18 protein-coding genes and 1 other annotated feature are annotated in these 18,699 nt (G+C 39.2%); of the genes, 16 read left to right on the top strand and 2 right to left on the bottom strand.

What is annotated here, in order from left to right; genetic code table 11:
• The first annotated feature begins 56 nt into the window (after positions 1-56).
• The 10 genes from CU633_RS03305 (at position 57) to CU633_RS03255 (ending at position 9,392) form a co-directional block, all read left to right on the top strand.
• The gene (locus tag CU633_RS03305; protein ID WP_101658306.1) at positions 57-794 is read left to right on the top strand and encodes a GntR family transcriptional regulator; all 738 of its coding nucleotides are present in this window, start codon (positions 57-59) and stop codon (positions 792-794) included.
• The gene (locus tag CU633_RS03300; protein WP_101658305.1) at positions 791-2,194 is read left to right on the top strand and encodes a sugar ABC transporter substrate-binding protein; all 1,404 of its coding nucleotides are present in this window, start codon (positions 791-793) and stop codon (positions 2,192-2,194) included. Before CU633_RS03305 ends, CU633_RS03300 begins: the two co-directional genes overlap by 4 nt.
• An 18-nt stretch (positions 2,195-2,212) precedes the next feature.
• On the top strand, positions 2,213-3,175 hold the full coding sequence (locus CU633_RS03295; RefSeq protein ID WP_101658304.1) for a carbohydrate ABC transporter permease: 963 nt from the start codon (positions 2,213-2,215) through the stop codon (positions 3,173-3,175).
• Positions 3,176-4,051 carry a carbohydrate ABC transporter permease gene (locus CU633_RS03290; protein WP_101658303.1) on the top strand — a complete coding sequence of 292 codons (876 nt, stop codon included), beginning with the start codon at positions 3,176-3,178 and terminating at the stop codon, positions 4,049-4,051.
• Between the two features lie 15 nt (positions 4,052-4,066).
• Entirely contained in the window at positions 4,067-5,212 is a 1,146-nt protein-coding gene (locus CU633_RS03285; protein ID WP_101658302.1) for an ABC transporter ATP-binding protein, read from the top strand.
• On the top strand, positions 5,193-6,020 hold the full coding sequence (locus tag CU633_RS03280) for a Cof-type HAD-IIB family hydrolase (RefSeq protein ID WP_101658301.1): 828 nt from the start codon (positions 5,193-5,195) through the stop codon (positions 6,018-6,020). Before CU633_RS03285 ends, CU633_RS03280 begins: the two co-directional genes overlap by 20 nt.
• Positions 6,017-6,700: a hypothetical protein gene (locus tag CU633_RS03275; RefSeq protein WP_101658300.1), complete on the top strand. Its 684-nt coding sequence runs from the start codon at positions 6,017-6,019 to the stop codon at positions 6,698-6,700. Before CU633_RS03280 ends, CU633_RS03275 begins: the two co-directional genes overlap by 4 nt.
• Before the next feature lie 646 nt (positions 6,701-7,346).
• Complete coding sequence (locus tag CU633_RS03265; protein ID WP_101658298.1) at positions 7,347-8,126, top strand: DUF2268 domain-containing protein; 780 nt, start codon at positions 7,347-7,349, stop codon at positions 8,124-8,126.
• Between the two features lie 215 nt (positions 8,127-8,341).
• Positions 8,342-8,557 carry a hypothetical protein gene (locus CU633_RS03260; RefSeq protein WP_101658297.1) on the top strand — a complete coding sequence of 72 codons (216 nt, stop codon included), beginning with the start codon at positions 8,342-8,344 and terminating at the stop codon, positions 8,555-8,557.
• Positions 8,558-8,645: 88 nt separating this feature from the next.
• A complete protein-coding gene (locus tag CU633_RS03255) occupies positions 8,646-9,392 on the top strand; it encodes a YjbA family protein (protein ID WP_101658296.1) in 747 nt (248 codons plus the stop codon).
• Between the two features lie 36 nt (positions 9,393-9,428).
• Here CU633_RS03255 and trpS read toward each other — a convergent pair whose 3' ends face one another.
• The gene (gene trpS / locus CU633_RS03250) at positions 9,429-10,418 is read right to left on the bottom strand and encodes a tryptophan--tRNA ligase (RefSeq protein ID WP_101658295.1); all 990 of its coding nucleotides are present in this window, start codon (positions 10,416-10,418) and stop codon (positions 9,429-9,431) included.
• Positions 10,419-10,503: 85 nt separating this feature from the next.
• Positions 10,504-10,746: a binding site (T-box leader), on the bottom strand.
• 217 nt (positions 10,747-10,963) lie between these two features.
• On the opposite strand from trpS, the gene CU633_RS03245 reads away from it, so the two are divergent.
• On the top strand, positions 10,964-12,154 hold the full coding sequence (locus CU633_RS03245) for a putative glycoside hydrolase (protein WP_101658294.1): 1,191 nt from the start codon (positions 10,964-10,966) through the stop codon (positions 12,152-12,154).
• Between the two features lie 66 nt (positions 12,155-12,220).
• Here CU633_RS03245 and CU633_RS03240 read toward each other — a convergent pair whose 3' ends face one another.
• Positions 12,221-12,406, bottom strand: a complete 186-nt coding sequence (locus tag CU633_RS03240) for a hypothetical protein (protein WP_101658379.1) — start codon at positions 12,404-12,406, stop codon at positions 12,221-12,223.
• Positions 12,407-12,576: 170 nt separating this feature from the next.
• On the opposite strand from CU633_RS03240, the gene CU633_RS03235 reads away from it, so the two are divergent.
• From CU633_RS03235 to pepF, 5 genes are all read left to right on the top strand, one after another.
• Complete coding sequence (locus CU633_RS03235; protein ID WP_101658293.1) at positions 12,577-13,152, top strand: GNAT family N-acetyltransferase; 576 nt, start codon at positions 12,577-12,579, stop codon at positions 13,150-13,152.
• Positions 13,153-13,627: 475 nt separating this feature from the next.
• A complete protein-coding gene (spxA, locus tag CU633_RS03230) occupies positions 13,628-14,023 on the top strand; it encodes a transcriptional regulator SpxA (protein ID WP_101658378.1) in 396 nt (131 codons plus the stop codon).
• Positions 14,024-14,401: 378 nt separating this feature from the next.
• A complete protein-coding gene (gene mecA / locus CU633_RS03225) occupies positions 14,402-15,070 on the top strand; it encodes an adaptor protein MecA (protein ID WP_101658292.1) in 669 nt (222 codons plus the stop codon).
• Positions 15,071-15,208: 138 nt separating this feature from the next.
• Positions 15,209-16,441 (top strand): competence protein CoiA, encoded by a 1,233-nt coding sequence (locus tag CU633_RS03220; RefSeq protein ID WP_101658291.1) that lies wholly within the window; start codon positions 15,209-15,211, stop codon positions 16,439-16,441.
• Positions 16,442-16,672: 231 nt separating this feature from the next.
• Positions 16,673-18,490, top strand: a complete 1,818-nt coding sequence (gene pepF, locus CU633_RS03215) for an oligoendopeptidase F (RefSeq protein WP_101658290.1) — start codon at positions 16,673-16,675, stop codon at positions 18,488-18,490.
• Positions 18,491-18,699 lie beyond the last annotated feature (209 nt).

The raw sequence follows: 18,699 nt of genomic DNA, 5'->3' as shown, positions 1-18,699 counted from the left end.
CGTCAATTTAGGGTTAACAATCGCCACTTATAATGAAGGTAACAAGGAGGAGGTAGATGAGAACTGTTAAGTATTTAAACATCAGTCACAAAATAAATAAACACTACATCTTAAAGAAAGATGGAGCAACGAAGCGACTGCCTGGGGAAAAGGAATTATCGGAACAATACAGTGTGAGCAGAGAAACAATCAGGAAAGCATTAAATGAGTTAATCGAACAGGGGAAAATTTATAGTATACAAGGTTCAGGCTATTACATAAAGCAAGAATCACTATCTTTAAAGAATTCCCTTAACACGTTGTCCAGTATCACTGAAATGATTCGGAACGCCAACTTGGCTGAAGATGATATGGATACGAACATATATGTAGATAAGCCTTCAGAAGAAGCAAGCGAACTGTTGCAAATTGAAAAGAATGATGACGTGTATATTTTAAACAGAATACGGACAGCCAAACTTGAACCAGTTGTATACTCCATTAACGTTTTACCTTATAAATTAGTAGGAAGTGAATTTGAACAATATTATTTTAAAGGATCGTTATCCAAGTTTTTGAAAGACTTCTATGATTACGAAATCACAGAAGCGATCACGGAAATCCAGGCAGTAACGAGTTTAGATGAAGTACCGGAAATTTTTTCGGGCAATAATTATCCATTATTAAAATTTGTTCAAACCCACTATACGATCGAGGGAAAGCCGATTTTACTTTCATACGATTATATGCGGAACGACGTCATCCGTTTTTATGTTAAAAGAAATAAGAGAATAAAAGGAGGTAATATGAAATGAAAAAAATTTTACTATTTGCACTCGTACTGCTTTTATCCATCAGTTTTGCAGCAGGCTGCCAATCCAATAAAGCTGCAACCACATCTGCTGCAACAGATGATCTGCCAAAAGATGCAAATGGAAACAAAATTATGACGATGAAGGTTTTTACAAACGATGCTTCAGCTCCTACACGTGTAACCAACTTTGAAGGTGCAGCAGAAAAATTGAACGCAGAGCTTGAAAAGGAAAAAGCCGATTATCGGGTTAAAATTGAACCAATTGTCAAACCAATGAGTGGCGAAGAGTTCGATAAGAATTTTATTTTTGCATCCCAATCAAACAATGCCGCGGATATCTATACAACTTCTTATGCTTCTGTCGGCTGGATGGCAGAGGGAAATTATATCCTGCCGCTGGATGATGTAAAGAAGGAAAAAGTGTTTGAAAATATCATGGATGGCTATTGGCAGCCAGTAACATGGGATGGTAAAGTCTTTGGAGTTATTCAAGATACAGAGGCACGTGCTGTGTATTTTAATAAAGAAATTTTACGAAAAATGGGTTGGTCAGAAGAAGATATTAACCAATTGCCAAAAAAAGCTGAAACAGGCGATTTTACTTTAAAGGATATGACAGATATCGCTTTAGAAGCACAAAAAAAGGGTCTTGTAAAAAATGGGTATGAATTTGACCGCGGCCCAAATGACGTTCCAATGAATTTCTATAATTTTGGAGCGGAGCTGTATGATTGGAAAAACAAAAAATTTATCCTCGATAAAGAAAAAGTTTTGAAAACATTTGAATGGATCAAAGAAAGTAAAGATAGTGGTGTCGTCCCTGCAGCAAACATGACAACAGATAAAGCGGAAAAATTGGCTAGAATGTTAAACCAGGAAACGTTGTTTGCCCAAGGCGGAATTTGGGATGAAGCAAAGTTTCGAAATCAAGGGTGGCATAAGGAATTAGGAAATGTGACTACTGATTGGATCAAACAAAATGTTGGGATTATGAATTTGCCAACAATTAAAAAAGGAAAGAAACCAATCACGGTGTCGAATCCTTATATCTATGTCGTCTCAAAAAACACAAAATATCCGGACATTGCGAAAAGATTGCTGGTACATGCAAGTGCCCCGGAATTACAAGCAAAACATGCTGTTGAAACATCGCATATCCCTTTTACAAAAGAAGGACAAGAAAACGAACAAGTTAAAGCAAATGAATGGATAAACAGTGTGAAATATTTAACGAACTACTCACACTTTGCAGGGAACCACCCGGATCAGACAAAATACAGCAAAATTCTGATTGATGCTACAACCTATGTAATGTCTGGCGAAATGACACCTGAAAAAGCTGTATCGTACATTGAAGAACAAATGGCACTGAACCTGAAAGCAAATTCTGTCATTAAATAAGGTGTGTGAGGAATTTCTATGTTTACAAATGAAACAATTTTATTAGAACAAGAGATTATTAATAGAGAATTCAACCAAAAGAAATCTCTATGGAAATCAGTGAAGGATAATAAATATTGGGGCCTGATTTTGGGCCCCTTTGTTTTAAATCAACTCCTGATCGTACCCATCACTGCTTTGATCGTCATCCTGATCTCGTTTACATCAATGGACCACAGTTTGAATTGGGATTTTGTTGGTTGGACCAATTATCAAAAAGCATTATCTGATCCCAAAATTGGTTTAATCTTCTGGAACACTCTGATTTTCGTATTCATGACTCTGTTTATAAAAATTTTTTTAGGAATGTTTGTTGCCATTACAACTACTTATTTTATAAAAAACTCAAGACGCGGAACTATCTTTAGAGCGATTTGGTTATTACCAAAAGTATCACCAGGGGTAGTCGAGGCTTTGCTTTGGACATGGATATTCAGCCCAACTGATAGCGGGATCTTCAATATGATATTACAAAAATTCTATGGAATAGAGCCTGTAGCATGGCTGACTGAATACCCTCTATTCATTAACATTCTTTTAGCAGGGGTTATGGGTACATCGATTACAACAATTATGTTATCTTCATCTATTCAGTCCATGAATGAAAACTTATTTAGGGTAGCGAAAGTGGATGGAGCTTCTGACTGGATAATTGTAAAAAGATTAATCCTTCCACATTTAAAGTGGCCACTCACATTTTTAACACTTTGGCAAGGCTTAGCCCTTATCACATCCTATGAATCAATCTTGTTACTGACTGATGGAGGACCAAACTATCAATCTGAAGTATGGTCATTATATTCTTTTCATACCGCGTTTTCTACGTTGGATTTCGGTTACGGTTCAGCTATTTCGATGTATATGCTTCCGTTAATATTTATAGTAATCATCATCGCCTACAAGCAGTTTGGATTAAAAAAGCTAATGGACAGTGATAAATAAATGATGAAACAATTTATGAACCCAGGCGGATGGACGAATTTTTACAATCGAGTTTCTGACAGTTGGTTAAAAGTTTTCTGTGTTACCGTCCTTACGATATTTTCATTAATTCTATTAAGTATCTATTTAGGCATGTTTCTATTTGCTTTTAGTGACATTAAGGGAGGATTTCCGGCAGGTTTCACCATAAATAACTGGAAATTTTTATTTGAACCTAATTTAGTGGTTGGTACGTTTACTTTTCCGAGTGTTTGGACCATTTTTTATAACACTCTGGTCATCGCACTGGGCAGTATGTTGATCGAAGTTGGAGTGAGCTTATTATCGGGTTATGCTTTATCAAAAGGCCGATTCCCCGGTAAAGATTTGTTAATGCAATCAACATTGTTTACAAGAGCTCTACCATCGATTACAACATTAATCGCCAGCTTCTATATGTTAAAAACAGTTGGTTTATTAGACACTTTATTTGGCACGATCTTAATTAAAGGATTAGCAGAAGTAGGTCTGTCCACTTGGATTATAAAAGGTTTCTTTGACGAAATCCCGAAAGAAATCGATCGGGCTGCCGAAATCGATGGAACTTCCAATTTTAAAAAGTTTTTTGCGATATATGTTCCGTATATTTGGCCAGGAATTGCAGCCATAACCCTTTTTGCCTTTTTAAACGGATGGGGCGAATATATTCTTGTCTCCACCTTCACGTACGATTCAAGTAAAATAACATTTCCAATTATCTTAAATTCGTTACTGGATATGAATTCTACTGCGTCTGTGAATTATGGTTTTATTATGACTTTAGCAACATTTTACATGGTTCCTGCCATGTTATTATATTTGTTCTCACAAAAATATATTTCGAAGATGAAGATTTAGTGGAGGGACAAATTCATGAAAGTTTCTTTAAAGCAGCTATATAAATATTACGAACCAAAAAAGCCAGCTGTCAGAAATATCGAATTAGAAATACCATCAGGAAAATTGACTACGATACTAGGGCCGTCAGGGTGTGGGAAAACGACAACCATGTTAATGATCGCAGGACTGGAAAAGCCTTCGAACGGGGACATCTACTTCGATCATGCATGTGTTACAACAGTTCCGCCGAAATTCAGAAAAATAGGAATGGTATTTCAAAACTCGGCCCTTTATCCGAATATGTCAGTTAAAGACAACATTATGTTTCCATTAAGAAATCAAAAAGTTCCTAAAAACCTGGCACTAGAACGGGTGAAGAGCGTTTTAAGAATGGTAAATCTGGAAGGATTTGAGGAGAGAAAACCGTCTCAACTTTCCGGTGGTCAGCGCCAGCGTGTGGCCATAGCAAGAGCCATAGCTAAAGAACCTGATTTATTAATACTGGATGAACCGTTATCTGCTCTTGATGCTTCATTACGTATGAAAATGAGAGAAGAAATAAAACAACTTCAGCAAAAATTGGGAATTACCACCATCATGGTCACCCATGATCAAGATGAAGCGATGGCGATGTCCGATATGATCGCCGTAATGAAAGATGGAGAGCTGCAACAGTTTGATCATCCATTAGAAATCGTCAATCATCCGACTAACTGGTTTGTCGCCAGCTTTTTAGGAATGCCGATCATGAACAGATTAGACTGCTCCTACAATGTTGCTAATCATTCACTCATAATGGAAAAACAAAATACAACCATTAGTCTATCAAGTTATAACGTACCCGAACATAGCTTGAATCAAAAGAAAAATCTGATCCTGGGGTTTAGGCCTCATGACGCAGAAGTCGTTTTTAATAAACCAGATCAGAAGAATTTTCTAAAGGGTATGATCAAACACGTTGAACATACAGGGAGAGAATTTCTGATAACGGTCAGATTAGAAAGTACGTTTGAAGAAGTAAAAGTGATTTGTCCAACCCTTCTTGTACCGAGAGTACACTCGGATGTTTGGATAAAAATTAATACACTGCAATTTTTATTTGAAAGAGACAGATTACAACAAAATATTTTTCCAAAAAATGAAAAGGATTTGAAGCAGCTTGTGGTGCATAATTTCTGACCTGGATGGTACTTTGCTTGATAACAACCAACGAATCTCAAAAGATGTCATATCCAGAATTCAAAGTTTTGAGAGAGCAGGAGGTAAATTTACTTTTGCAACCGGCCGCTCACTCGACAGTGTTTTACCTTATATTGATGAAGTTGGAATTAATACTCCTGTCATTCTATACAACGGGGCAATGATTTATGAACCAATAGCCAGTGAGTTTATTTATGCCCGATTTTTAGCGAGTAATGAAATAAAAGAGATTCTTTCATTATTTTTAAAGATCAGGAATCAGTATAATGTCAGCTTGTTGGCCTTTGACCATGAAGGTGCTTACTTTCTCGAAGAAAGTACTTTCATACATCAACAGTTAATAAAAGATTCGATTACAGCACAGTATACGACCATTGATGAACTGCTTACGAAACAATTGGTCAAAATCATGCTGATTGGAAATCAACAAGAAATAAATGAATTGAAAACGATCTACTCTATTTTTAGTCCAATAAACTCAGAACCCGAATTGCTGGAATTCATCGCTAAAGGGGTTAATAAAGGGGTAGCCGTAAAGGTTTTAATGGATCACCTGGAAATTCCAACGCATAAACTTGTTGCTGTCGGTGACAATGAGAACGACATCGAAATGATTCAAACAGCAGGATTGGGGATATCTGTAAAAAATGCGATCCCCAATTTAAAAGCTGTTTCACACTATGTCACCCAAAAAACAAATAATGAACAAGCCCTGATTGAAGTGATTGAAAAAATTCAAGAGACGAATTTATTGTTAATTAACGAACATGGAGGAATAAGATCTTGATTGATTTATTGCCGCAGTTTAAAAACTTCCCAAATTCAGCTCCCAGATATCCTAATCTTTGGATCATGGTTTCTGAGAAATTAGCCGATCATTATAGGCAAGCTCTTAAATTCGTTGTACGTGCTCTTGAAGATACGATCGAAATGGAGGACGACTACGGTTATTTTCACACAGCAGAGGGATGCGACGCGGTTGGAAGACGAAGAGGACTGCAGTTAATCGAGTTAGGTGAAAACGGAAATTTGACTCATGATCACTCTATTCATCTTCGTTTCTATACTCATTATTTAAGCCAGCAAAAACCTTTACTTGTTGAAGGCGTAAATTATTATCCGGTTGCTGCCAGTGTTCATTTTGAAGTAGATCGTCCGGGTCACTTGCATCCGTTTGTGGATGAATGTCCAATTTGCGGCTGTACAGGTGATTATGAAAAATATTATCAAAAAGATTATCACAACAAATCCTCCAATTTAAAAAATGAATTTCTGCACGATCCATTCGGAGTTGAAGCAATCATCTTTGGAACGGTCAAAAACAAGCCTGTACCCCTGTTAAATGGCCTACAGACAATTACAGATGATTATGAAATGATGTGTCAAATTGTACACCATGAGAACCTAAGGGAGGACATGAACACCGGTACGCTTGGAGTTGTTCGATTTGCAGGGAGAAAGAAGTAAAAGCTTTTATACTCTTTTATAAACCTATCAAAAGATCGTCTTAAAAAATGCATATTTTATCATCATCAACAAAGAGTTTTCTAATAGAGATGGCGGGGGAAAAATCCTTCATCCAGGCGATGAAGGACAAAAAGAGGTAGGTGAGTCCGGGAAAAGTCCTTCATCCAGGTAATGAAGGACAAAAAGAAGTAAATGATCTAGGGAAAAGTCCTTCATCCGGGTGATGAAGGCCAAAAAGGTGTACGTGAGCGAGGGAAAAGTCCTTCATCCGGGTGATGAAGGACAAAAAGAGGTAAATGATCTAGGGAAAAGTCCTTCATCCGGGTGATGAAGGCCAAAAAGGTGTACGTGAGCGAGGGAAAAGTCCTTCATCCGGGTGATGAAGGACAAAAAGAGGTAAGTGAGTCCGGGAAAAGTCCTTCATCCAGGCGATGAAGGCCAAAAAGAGGTAAGTGAACTCCAAAAAATCATATGTCCGCATCTATTTGCAAAACTCATAAAAAAACTAGCAGGCAACGATGCAATTTCTGCAAAACGAGGAGAGTGGTTCAAGATGCACCGCTCTTTTTTGCGTTTTACAAATCACCAAAATTCCCCTTGCTCATAAACTGAAAAAGGACAATTAGTTTTTATGGAGTGGTGACAAATGGGGATTGTTAATACAGATGCCTGGTTGAAGCGCGATTTTGAAAATCCGGTAAAAATATGCAGTAAATTCGCTGACCTTTTTGAGAACGATCATCCAAAAAAGATTTATGAATACTTGCTGGAGTTCGGAATGTACAGGCCAGGCAGAGCATGCAAAAAATCGTATCTGAAACTGGTGGAAAGAAAAGTATGGACCAAAGTCGGCGGCCTGTTCAATAAGTACAGAAACTTATGGAAGGGCCCGGATGTACCTGTATTTATTTTTCCGATCAACGAAGAAAACCGGGGATTGATGAAGGAAACTGGCGGTAAAGCCGGGGTTTCTTTCAAAGATAAAATATTCCTGTTTCTTTCGTCCGCAGGAGACATAAAAGAAATAGAAGCACTCTTTGTCCATGAATACCATCATGTTTGTCGTATGCACAAAATAAAAAAACCACTCGACGAATATACATTGCTCGATTCACTCATCATGGAGGGGTTGGCTGAACAAGCAGTCAATCATTATTGCGGGAAAAAATATATCGGAAACTGGTGCCATTTATACTCGGAAAAAGAATTAATCCGCTACTGGGACAGGTATATATCTGATAATCTCGACTTATCGAGAAACCATAAAAAACATGACATGCTGCTATTCGGCACGGGTCCTTATCCGCGGCTGCTCGGTTATGCGATCGGTTACTATCTTATTTCAGAATTCAAAAAAGATGCGAATTTCTCCATTAAGAGATCACTCGTGATGCCTGCAAAGCGTTTTCTCAGAGCTGTAAAATAATCCAATTGATGATAGATTCCCTCAAGTTTCTGCAACTGTATCTGCAATTTTCCCTGAAAACAAAATACGATTTATGATATCCCAATTAAAAGCAAGGCTTGTACATATATCTATTTGTCATCACATATATTTAAGGCAAAGGATCAGTCCAGGGGTGATGAACATGGATATATTAAGGATAAAAGGAAATTCAAGCGGGATTCGGGTTAGTTTGAATGGCTTTTAGGTTATTTATGCTGCTCACTGGTTTTGGACTTGCTGTTTCCGGGGGAGTAACCATGATCATTTACTTGAATTTACTGGCAACCGGACTCAGCCTTACCCAATACCTGTCTTTTATTAGCACGCGGTTTGAATGTTATCTTTTGCTCATCGGAATCATCATTGTTTCGGTAAGCATTTATTACCCGGATGATCGACAAGAAAAGTAAAGGTTTAGCGCGATTAAAAAAGGAATAAATTAACTTCCATCTGCCCATACTGAATGATAAACAGTTTGTTGAAGCGGGGGTTAAATTCATGCTATATCTTCATGATGTTTGGGTGAACTGGTTTGAAGGAGAAGAGAATGGATACAATATTTGCCACTTTCATGAATGGCGAAAAGATGACGGCGTTGAGCTGCTCGATCAAGTGCCACTTTTGAAAGTTGAAACTGTGCTATACAACTACATAGAAAACGATTTATCGGAATTGCCTCAACAACTTTTGGACGATGTTTTTCAAAAAGCATATTTGCGGAAAAACCATGAACGGACCCAGCTTGAGTATTGCTTTGTAGTTTCCGATGGCACAGGAATTTTGGCAGTGGATACAATAGGTTATAATATTCCGATCCGAAAAAGCAGGCTGATTCCGAGGCAGGAACAACTCGTCTATGAAATGCTTGAAAACCAGGAAACGGCTGAATACGATTTTCATGAACAATCAACCATAAAAAGCTTTCATATTCTTTCGCCAGAACCCCATTTAATGAGAGGGTTAACAAGAAAAGAACGGCAATTAAAGCAACTTTTATTTATGGCGCTCGACCAGCTGCATTCATCGCAAAATGAAGCTGAAATCCGCTACTGGTATACCGAGTGGCATCCCGAAAAATATAGCGAAATCCAGCAAATGCACTTCGAAGAGGCATGGAAGCAGTTGTTTGAAGAGACGAAAATAGGCTGGACAAGCAAGCATGCAGTTTTATGTGAAAATATGATAAAGGGCCAGCCATTTTTTGAAAAACTGTGGGAAATGGAACACGGGCCTAAAGTGAACTAAAAAGGAGCTGAAATTTCAGCTCCTTTTGGTTATTTTTTATTTTCTTTTCCGTCCAAGACCCATTGCATTTTCCATTTTTTTGAGCATTTTGTTAGCCACTTTATTCGCTTTTTCAGCGCCTTCATCCAAAATCCGATCCAATTCACTTGAATCGATTAAGTCATAGTACTTTGCTTGAATCGGTTCGATGGTATTGACGACAACATCGGCTAAATCTGACTTAAACTCGCCGTAACCTTTACCCGCATATTTTTCTTCAAGATCGGCTACCGTTTTTCCTGTCAGGATCGAATAAATGGATAAAAGATTTGAAACTCCAGGCTTGTTTTCCTTATCGTATTTGATGATTCCTTCCGAGTCGGTGACTGCACTCTTAATTTTCTTTTCAATTAACTTCGGATCATCCAGCATGGTGATCATCGCCTTTTGATTTGGATCGGATTTGCTCATTTTTTTTGTCGGCTCCTGCAAGGACATGATTCTTGCACCAACTCCGGAAATGCGGACCTCGGGAATCGTGAAAATGTCGTTGTATTTTTTGTTGAATCTTTCCGCCAGATCCCTTGTTAATTCGAGGTGCTGCTTTTGATCCTCTCCAACAGGGACAAGGTCTGTGCTGTACAGTAAAATATCGGCGGCCATCAGCGGCGGATAGGTGAGCAGTCCGGCCGTAACCGCTTCTTTGCCGGCACTCTTATCCTTGAATTGCGTCATTCTTTCCAGTTCACCGATATAAGACACGCATTGCATAATCCATCCGGCCTGGGCATGAGCTGGAACCTCTGACTGGATAAACAATGTGGCTTTGTTCGGATCGATTCCTACTGCCAAGTAGAGTGCAGCGAGGCTTTTAATGTTTTTTCTGAGAACTGTCTTATCCTGTGGCGTTGTAATTGCATGTTGATCCACGATACAAAAGTAACATTGATAATTGTGCTGAAGTTCAACAAATTGCTTCATCGCCCCGATATAGTTGCCAAGCGTAATCGTACCGCTTGGCTGTATTCCTGAAAAAATGGTTTGCATTTATATTTCCTCCTTTTTAACTGAGCATTTATCGATAAAAAATGCAAATAAGCAATGATCCATAAAAAAAGACTCTTCATCCTGTTTTAGGGACGAAAAGTCCGCGTTGCCACCCTAATTACTCATGAAGAGTCTCTCAATTCCCCTCATCACAAGGGGCCCTTTTTAACGCCAGGGATTCGCCACGGAATATTTTACTTTTCAAAGGAAAAGAGTTCCTCCATGGGGCTCAAAAGTCCATTCCGATCGCTCCGTTGTTTGTTTTCACCAACCACAAACTCTCTGGAAAACGGGGTGCAAAAGTACTATTCTTTTTCGAAGCCTGTCCTATTCATTTGCGATTTTCTCATATATACAAAATAACTGAAACTTGTCGTAAAAGCAAGGTGTTCAAGGCTATTAAACAGTTTTCGCAAAATTTCGACGGGATTCTCATTTTCATGTCTATTCTTCTTAATAATGGGTAATATACGAAATAAATGAATAAATGGAGAATTTGAGTTTAAAATAATAATAGATGGCCAGTTTGAAAGAGGGGTTTATGAATGAGGTTATTGAAAATTGCAGCTGTATCTCTCTTGCTTGCCGGTTCCAGCAAGGCCGCTGTCATCAAAGACGATCCTGCATCACTTACGAATCAGCCGAGGCGCGAACATTTATCATTTGTAAGGAAACTCCCGGAGACGCTGGCGAGATTTAAGTTTGATTCAGGATACAAATTTACATACCCTGATACAGTTAAAGGAGTTTATGTGACAGGACATTCGGCCGGAGGCGAAAAATTTAATCAGTTAACAAAGCTGCTGGATGATACCGAACTAAACGCAATGGTCATTGATATGAAAGACGATCGGGGAAACCTTACATATATGCCTGAAGAGAGTTCAATCTACCATAGTATTGGCAAACCCTATATAAAGGATCCTGCCGCAATGTTAAAAATTTTGGAAGAGAAACAGATATACCCGATTGCCAGAGTGGTTGTGTTCAAGGACTCTGTTTTGGCTGCGGCAAAGCCGGAATGGTCTTTCAAAGAAGGAAATGCAATTTGGAAAAATGGCAGGAATGAATCGTTTGTTAATCCGTACTTAAAAGAGGTGTGGGACTATAATGTCGGAATTGCAATTGAGGCGGCAAAAATGGGCTTTCAGGAAATTCAGTTTGATTACGTCCGCTTCCCTGAAGGTTTTGAAACCCGCGATACATCGTTGAACTATTCGAAAGGAGAATATGGAACATCGGGCAGTGACAATATTCAAAGCCGGGTCAGTGCCGTTACCGATTTTGTCAAGTATGCAAAGGAAAAGCTTGAACCTTACGGGGTTGATGTATCTGTTGATATTTTCGGTTATACAGCGACACTGCCTGAAGCACCGGGGATCGGCCAAAATTTTTCAAGAATTTCCGAACACGTTGATGTCATTTCTTCGATGATTTACCCGAGCCATTGGACCTCTTATTTTGGCGTGAACAAACCGGATCTCGAGCCGTACAACATTGTAGCTGCCTATACACAAGTAGAGAAGGCCAAGCTGGCAGAATTGAAGGAACCACCACTGTCGCGGCCATGGCTGCAGGATTTCACGGCAACGTGGCTCGGCGCAGGGAATTATAAGGTTTATGGTAAGGCCGAGATCGAAGCACAAATTCGCGCGCTGAACGACAATGGTGTAAAGGAATTTCTGCTTTGGAATTCCGGCAATAATTATACTGGTGATGTCGATTATACGCCATAAGAAAAACGCTCAAGCCTGTTGATGGGCCCCTTGAGCGTTTCCTTCACCAAATTGCTGTACAAAAAGCTATTTTTTCTTGCCGCCCACTGATTTCCAGCCGGTTTGCATTTTGGCGGATTGATCGGCAAATTCCGTTCTGTGCTTGCCGCCAAACACTTTTTCGCCAATCCCGTTTACCAGCACGCCCATTAACGCCGTAATGGCAACGATCAGCAATGCGACGATTGTTAAATCCATTATGTAAGCACCCATCATCATACCCCTCCATCTTTTCTTTTTCACATACTGCGAAAAAGATGAAATGATCCCCACTGCTTTTATTGTAAAAGAAGTGAAGCGGTATTGAAAGGGGAAAATCTACAAATACTTCGGTTTAAGATGACTAATTTTATGCACACAGCAATCTTGAAAGGAGCATCTCGATGCATTGGTATGAAAAACTGAATCAGTATTTTCCCGTTGAGGAAATGAAATCACAAGAGCATATGGAAACGCTGCTGAAAGAACAGGCAAATATTTATCATAAAGACGAAGGGCCGCATCATGTTTTAATGTATGCTGAACTCGAGCGCTTCGTATTTATTGATTATTTGTTTGTCTCAAAGGAAGCAAGAGGCGAAGGGATCGGACGTAAATTGCTCGAGAAACTGAAGAGGAAAGGAAAGCCGATCATTCTTGAAGTGGAGCCGATCAATTATGAGGATACAGACACTGAAAAGAGGCTCCGTTTTTATAAGCGGGAAGGCTTCAAACATGCCCGTTCGATCGGGTACAGCCGCCGTTCACTCGCTACAAATGAAATAAACGAAATGGAAATTCTCTACTGGGCTCCTAATCAGGAAGCGGAGGAAACCGTTTATGAGGCGATGAAGGAAACGTATGAAATGATTCATACCTACAAAGACACGCAGTTTTATGGAGAATCGTACCAGCCTGTTGACGAAGTATTAACAATTGGCGAAAAAAACAACAGAAAAAACCTTTTGGAAAATATTTAACCAAATGAATTTATGTGCTATGAAGATCTGTTCATTTTCATTCCAGGGAGAATAATTGAGAATGAAAAAATAATTTTTATTTTTAGGTTTAAGTATTTTGTTTAAGGGTAAATGAACAAACAGAATTAAAAATTGACGATAATTTTTAGCATAATTTGAATATAAGAATGGGGAGTTCCTTTGATTTTTTAAAAACAGCGACCGGGGGTGAAGAGATTTTATAAATAAACGTAAAAAAAATGAAACTTTTCAGATGTTCATTCGTCTTATCTATTAGGTTAATGGAGGATTGGAATAAAATTTAGCGGAGAAAGAGTCATTTTTTCTTTGAAAAAGGGTACCAAACTAATCTTAATTAGTGTATAATACATAATATAAATTACTTATTTAAAGTAATTTTAATTTTAGAAAATACCTCCATTAAAGAATGCTTTACATGGCGTTATTATATATTGTTAAGGGAGTGTGGATGCTGATGGTTACTTTATACACTTCACCAAGTTGCACATCATGCAGAAAAGCTAAATCATGGCTTGAAGAACATGAAATTCCATATAGAGAAAGAAATATATTCTCAGAGCCATTATCAATTGATGAAATTAAAGAAATTTTGCGAATGACAGAAGATGGAACTGACGAAATCATTTCCACTCGTTCAAAAACTTTCCAAAAGTTAAACGTTAATCTCGAAACAATGCCGTTACAAGATTTATTTGAATTAATTAAAGATAATCCCGGCTTGCTTCGCCGTCCAATTATTATTGACGAGAAAAGATTACAAGTAGGCTATAACGAGGACGAAATTCGCCGTTTCCTTCCCAGAAAAGTTCGAACTTACCAGCTTCGTGAAGCGCAACGCCTTGTAAATTAACGATCACCGCCTCTTCTTCCATTTATTACGGAGAAGAGGTTTTTTATATTGGGGCATGATATAAGCAAACGATTTAGATAATTTGTACTAAAAGATGAGATCTGTTAAAATAAATCAATCCTTTTTTAAGGAAGTAATCGTTTAAGAAGATAAAACGTCATAAAATAAATAGGCAAGTAATGGTTTTTTATGAACAATAAGATTTTATTTCCCTTATTTTATGTTTTATCATAAAATAAAAGTACAAGGTACAAAACAGATGTCCGCCTGATACTAAAATACGGTTATTGCGTTTAATTAAGGGTAAAAGGGTAGCATAAGCTTCTGTATGGGGGTATTTAGTCCCTTCATTACTTGCAAGAAGGGAGAGGTTTCCTAATGGAAATAGAACGTATTAATGAGAATACGGTAAAGTTTTATATTTCCTATGTTGACATAGAGGAAAGAGGTTTCGACCGGGAAGAGATCTGGTACAACCGGGAAAGAAGCGAAGAGCTATTCTGGGAAATGATGGATGAAGTTCATCAAGAGGAAGAGTTTGCCGCTGAAGGGCCTCTCTGGATTCAAGTTCAAGCGCTCGATAAAGGTCTGGAGGTTCTTGTTACCAAAGCCCAGCTTTCCAAGGACGGCCAAAAGTTTGAATTGCCTGTACCGGATGAAAAAATAAAGGATCTTCCCGTTGATGAGCGGATTGAAGAAATGCTTGATCAACATTTTAACCCTCGAGGGGATATAGAAGATGAGGCATTGGAAGATGAAAGCCTCGATTTCCTTCTGTCGTTCGGCGATTTTGAGGATGTCATTGCGCTGTCACATCGCCCCGGAATTGATTCTTTACTTGCCAGGCTATATTCATTTGAAGGCAAATATTATCTATATACGGAATTTCCGGAAGAGGATCTGGAAGAAGAAGAAATTGATAATTTGCTCAGCATTCTTCTTGAATACGGCAGTGAGACACAAATGACCATTCACCGTATTGAGGAATACGGAAAGCTCATTATCGGGGAAGATGTTTTTGTTACCTTGCGCAAATACTTTTCTTAATATATACCGATTTCAAATTTGAAGTCGGTTTTTTTGTGCCTTTTTAATGAAATCTTCATCAAGATTAGAGCGGAATTTTTGCTTTAAGGCAGGAAATGATCCTCCTTGCTCGAATTAAGAAGGAGAAAGGAGGAGTATATGCTTACTGCGAAAACGAAAACAGGAGAATATTTTTCCCTCGGCGATCATTATCCGCGTGAGTTCCTGGAAGATTTACGCAAGAGGGAGGAATTCTATTGTCCACAATGCCATGAGAAATTGATTTTAAAAATCGGTACGAAAAAGGTTTATCACTTTTCCCATTATCATGACGGCATATGTACTGCTGCTGGCTCTGAAGCAGAATCGCTGTACCATATGGAAGGAAAGCTGAACCTGTATTCGTGGCTTAAACGACAGAATTTGCAACCGGTGCTGGAACACTATATTCCTGAAATTAACCAGCGGGCTGACATCTCGTACAATTATAAAGGTAAAAGGTTCGCGCTTGAATATCAGTGTTCACCAATCAGCCCGAAAGAATTTATGGAAAGGACAAACGCTTATATCCGCTCCAACCGGGTCCCATTATGGATTCTCGGGGGAAAGCAAATCCAACGGAAGACAGCCGATATAGCTTCGTTATCCCAGTTTCATTTTTTATTTTTCAGAAACCGCCTCGAACAATGGAACTTGCCTTGCTATTGCCCCGCTACAAATCAATTCATCACCATCCATCATCCCGTTTCAATTTCGCCGCGCCATTCATTCGTTCAATTCAGCGTTTCATCCCCGATTAAAGCCGATGTGCAACAGCTGCTCGCAGCGGAGAGAACGCCTTCTTTCTCCCTGCAGAAGTGGAGACAAGAGCTGGATCGTTATAAGCTTGCATTCCTCGGCCGCGCTAAATCCACTAACCTTTCTTTTTTAAAAGAAATTTACCGCCATTCCTTAAACATCTCCCTGCTTCCATCTATTATTGGGCTCCCAACTGCAAATAATTTGTATATTGAGACCTCCCCGCTTATTTGGCAAACCTATTTATACCTGGATGTTCTGCAAAAATGCAGAAACGGCGACGTTCTATCCATCGGGCAATTTTACCGGTCTATGGCACAGCGCTTAAAAAAGAATCAAATTAAAATGAGAACCCTGCCCCTGGCAAAAGGGAATTGGTTATTAGCTATTGAAGGGTATGTAAAGCTTCTTGTTGATACCGGTTATCTTGCCTGGAAGCATGAAAACAACTTAAAGGTATTAAAACAAGTTGACAGTCCCGCCACGCAGATTCAAAAATCAACAGCGGATGATTCGATGTATCTGAATTTCGGGCCTGTCATTACGAGGAATTTATGGATAATGAAAAAGGCTCCGCGAACATACAATAAATAGGGATTTGCATTTTTCAAACCAAATCAGACAGTGGAAATGTTTATGCCAGCTTTAGTTTTTGTGCATTTCATGCAGGGTATGGTACTTTATAATTTAAAGGAAGGAGATTGGCCTGCACAAGGAGAATTTATGAGCATACAGCTTATGATCAAGCTCAAGGAACAAGCGACATTTATACGTTGAACAATGCTGGTGCAACGGTCAGAATTCCATAGATGGAGGATGATGAATATGACAAATGAAACAGCGGTAAAAAAACTGCCGTCCAGAGATGAAATTGCTGTGGAGGATACATGGAGACTCGAAGATATTTTTCCAACGGATGAAGAGTGGGAGAAAGAATATCAACAAGTGAAAGAACTTATTCCAGAGATGAAGAAATACCAGGGAACGCTTGGTGAGAGTGCGGAGCATCTTTTCGAAGCGCTTTCAGGCCAGGATCAATTAATGGAACGCCTCGGGAAATTGTATACATATGCCCATATGCGCTATGATCAGGATACAACCAATTCGCACTATCAGGCACTTGATGACCGAATTAAGAATTTGTATTCCCAGGCTGCCAGCGCACTTGCCTATATCGTTCCGGAAATATTGACAATTGATGAGGAATGGCTGAAAAAGTTTTTGGACGCAAAGCCGGAACTCAAGCTTTATGAACATGCATTGGAGGAAATTAACCTGCAAAGGCCTCATGTGCTCTCGGCCGAGCAGGAAGCCTTATTGGCTGAAGCTTCCGAGATTATGAACGTTTCGAGTACGACCTTTGGCATGCTTAATAATGCTGACCTGGAATTTCCGAGCATTAAAGATGAGAATGGCGAAGAAGTGGAAGTTACCCATGGGCGATATATCAGGTTTTTGGAAAGCGGGGACCGCCGGGTTCGCGAGGATGCGTTTAAAGCTGTATATCACACATATGGGCAGTACCGCAATACTTTTTCGAGTACGCTCGGCGGCACGGTGAAGAAGGATAATTTTAATGCACGAATCCGGAATTATCAATCTGCCCGCCATGCAGCGCTGGCAGCCAACAATATTCCCGAGAGCGTCTATGAAAATTTAGTCAATACGATCAATGACAATCTTCACCTTTTGCATCGCTATATCAAACTGCGCAAAAAAGTACTTGGTCTCGATAAGCTTCATATGTATGACCTGTATACTCCGCTCGTGAAGGACGTCAAAATGGAAATCAGCTATGAAGAAGCGAAGGAGTTAATATTAAAAGGGCTGGCGCCGCTTGGAGAAGATTATTTGCGCGTCTTGAAAGAAGGCTTTGAAAATCGCTGGGTTGATGTTCACGAAAATAAAGGAAAGCGGAGCGGAGCCTATTCATCCGGAGCGTACGGAACAAATCCTTATATTTTAATGAACTGGCAGGATAACGTCAACAATTTATTTACACTTGCCCATGAGTTCGGCCATTCCGTGCACAGCTATTATACGCGCAAAAATCAACCATATCCTTATGGCGGCTATTCAATCTTTGTTGCAGAGGTCGCATCAACGTGCAATGAAGCGCTATTAAATGACTATCTTTTGAAAACAATTGACGATGAGCAAAAGCGCCTGTACTTATTGAACCATTATCTGGAGGGCTTTAGAGGAACGGTTTTCCGCCAGACAATGTTTGCTGAGTATGAGCATCTCATTCATCAAAAAGCACAAAATAATGAAGCCTTAACAGCAGACGTGTTAACAAAAGACTACTACGAATTAAACCAAAAGTATTTTGGACGTGAAGACATTGAAATTGATGAGGAAATCGGCCTTGAATGGTCGCGGATCCCTCACTTTTACTATAATTATTACGTGTATCAATATGCGACAGGCTTCAGTGCGGCAACCGCTTTAAGCAAGCAAATTCTTGAGCAAGGCCAGCCGGCTGTCGACCGCTACATTCACTTCCTGAAAGCGGGCAGCTCGGACTACCCGATTGAAGTGCTGAAGAAGGCCGGAGTTGACATGACCAGCTCAAAGCCGATTGAAGAAGCATGTAAAGTTTTTAAAGAAAAGCTTACCGAAATGGAACAATTATTATCGTAAAACTTATGGACACAAAAAGCCGGATTTGAACGATATTCTCTTCAAATTCGGTTTTTTTTTCTTGTTTTGCCGGTAGGCGGGGCAGAAAAGGAAAAAGGTTGCTGCAGGAACGGATAAACAAAATCGAAAATAAACTGTGTATATGAATAAATGCCAAGCTGGATTTATTGAGGTACAGCTGGGGGCCAGAATTGAAGAGAAGGATATCC

The organism is Bacillus sp. V3-13, from assembly GCF_002860165.1.
In the GTDB taxonomy this organism is placed as follows: domain Bacteria; phylum Bacillota; class Bacilli; order Bacillales; family Cytobacillaceae; genus Bacillus_BJ.
Note: the sequence above shows the minus strand (reverse complement) of the source record. Positions and strands in the feature narration are given on the sequence as shown.